The organism is Calothrix sp. CCY 0018 (genome assembly GCF_963920925.1).
In the GTDB taxonomy this organism is placed as follows: Bacteria; Cyanobacteriota; Cyanobacteriia; order Cyanobacteriales; family Nostocaceae; genus Rivularia.
The window spans coordinates 1-2512 of record NZ_CAWUDI010000102.1 but is presented as its reverse complement, the minus strand read 5'-3'; the positions used below and the strand labels follow the sequence as shown (position 1 = coordinate 2512).

The 2512-nt window shown below is 36.1% G+C and carries 1 protein-coding gene; it reads left to right on the top strand.

The window, feature by feature from the left end; all coding sequences use genetic code 11:
• On the top strand, positions 1–2247 hold a 2247-nt coding region (locus tag ACM03V_RS34280; RefSeq protein WP_414625277.1), incomplete at its 5' end, for a COR domain-containing protein.
• Positions 2248–2512: the final 265 nt, after the last annotated feature.

Here is a 2512-nt window from a genome sequence, read left to right as displayed (position 1 = left end):
AGTAGTTTACCAGCAGAAATTGGACAACTCACCAATTTGCAATCCCTCGAACTCTACGAAAATCAATTAAGTAGTTTACCAGCAGAAATTGGACAACTTACCAATTTGCAATCCCTTCACCTTGGAAGCAATAAACTGAGTAGTTTACCAGCAGAAATTGGACAACTCACCAATTTGCAATCTCTCAAACTCTGGGACAATAAACTGAATAGTTTACTAGGAGAAATTGGACAACTCACCAATTTGCAATCCCTCGACCTCAGAAACAATCAACTAAGTAGTTTACCCCAAACAATTAAAAAACTCATCAACCTTAGAACACTAGATTTACCCGGAAACCCAGTTCCAATTCCACCAGAAATTTTGGGAACAAAAGTTAGGGAGAGGGAGTTTAGAAAATTAGGTAATGTCTCGGAAATCCTTGATTTCTATTTCCGAGTACAAGATCCATCTGAAACCGAACCTCTCTACGAAGCAAAATTATTGATTATTGGGGAAGGAGGAGCGGGTAAAACTTCTTTAGCGAAGAAAATTGAAGATGAAAACTACAAACTAAAGTCTGACGAGGAATCAACCGAAGGTATTGATGTCATCCAGTGGAAATTCCCCCTACCTAATGGTAAAGAATTTCGCGTTAATATCTGGGATTTTGGCGGACAAGAAATCTACCATCAAACCCACCAGTTTTTTCTTACCAAACGTTCTATTTATGTTTTAGTAGCAGATACTCGGACGGAAAACACTGACTTTTACTGGTGGCTAAAGGTTGCCGAACTTTTAAGCGATAATAGCCCGATTTTAATTATCAAAAATGAAAAACAAGACCGTCAGTGTCAAGTGAATGAACGACAGTTACGGGGAGAGTTTACTAATTTAGAAACAGTTTTAGCAACTAATTTAGCGACAAATCGTGGTTTAGAAGAAATAAAAAACACCATACAATTTTATATCAGTAATCTTCCTCATGTTGGTAAAAATTCACCTTTACCAAAAATCTGGGTGAGAGTCCGAGCAGCTTTAGATAACGATTCCCGCAATTACATCAAGCTCTACCAATACGAGCAGCTTTGTGAAACTAATAAATTAACTGACCGTAAAGATATGCGGCGGTTGAGTAGCTTTTTACACGACCTCGGGGTTTGTTTGCATTTTCAAGATGATTCTACATTAAAAAACTATGTAATTCTCAAACCGGAATGGGGTACAACTGCGGTTTATAAAGTATTAGATAATGAAATCGTCATAAATAATCTGGGATGTTTTAGCCAAGAAGAACTCGCTGATATTTGGAACGATAGCGAATACAACGAGATGCAAGATGAATTGCTGCAATTAATGATGCGGTTTAAACTCTGCTACCAAATTCCCAATCGTCCCGGTCATTATATTGCACCACAATTACTTAATATCAACCAACCCGATTACGAATGGGATACATCAAATAATCTTATCTTGCGCTACAAATACGAATTCATGCCCAAAGGTATTCTCACAAGCTTTATTGTTGAAACACACCCTTTTATAGAAGAACAAAAACTCGTTTGGAGAAGCGGGGTTATTCTTAATCAATATCAAACTCGCGCTGAAGTCATTGAAAATTATAATCAAAAGGAAATTAAAGTCAGGGTATCGGGAAATCGTAAAAAAGAATTACTTACAGTTGTCACTCACGAATTAGATAAAATTCATCATTCTTTTGAGCGTTTGGAATATCAAACTTTGGTTCCCTGTAACTGTTATAAATGTGCGGGAAGTGAAAATCCTTATAGTTATCCTTTAGAAGACTTACGTAAACGTTTAACCAAGAATAGATTTCAAGTTGAGTGTGGAAATAGCTATGAAATGGTTGATGTCCGCAGATTGATTGACGATGTGAATTTGTCGCTACAGCCAGAATATCGTGAATCTAAAGTAGAAGATACACCATTGCAACGGGAATTAGAACGTGAGAGAAGTAGAAATTTAAATATCAGATCAGAAGAAACAAACCGTGGTCAAAAACTAAAAAAAATTAGAGATGCGATTATCGGTGCTTATCCAAAACAAATTAATTTAAAAATGATGATTAGCGATCGATTGGATGAAAACCTAGATTTAATATCTACAGGAGAAAATCTAGAGGAAGTTGTTTTTGAATTAATTGAATGGGCTAAATCGCAAAATAAATTAAAGCAATTAGTTGAAGCTGCGTGTGAATCTAATCCTGGTAATACAGAATTACAAAAGATAAGCGAAGAAATGAACTGATATGAAACACAAAAATTATGTTGGGTTACGCTCCGCTAACCCAACCTACGCTTATAAAATATTTAATCTTAAATAAATCTACTACTTTTTCAGGTAGTATTGTAGGTTTGTGGAATCGTGTTGTTGAAGCTTAAAGCCATTACAAGAATGGTGCGGTACGGCATTTCTTAATTCATCGCTTCAATTCAAATTGACTCGTGCCGTGCTGTACTAGTACAAGTCGGCGTAAATAAGGCAACCATTAAAAATGGCTGAAAAGCTTAGA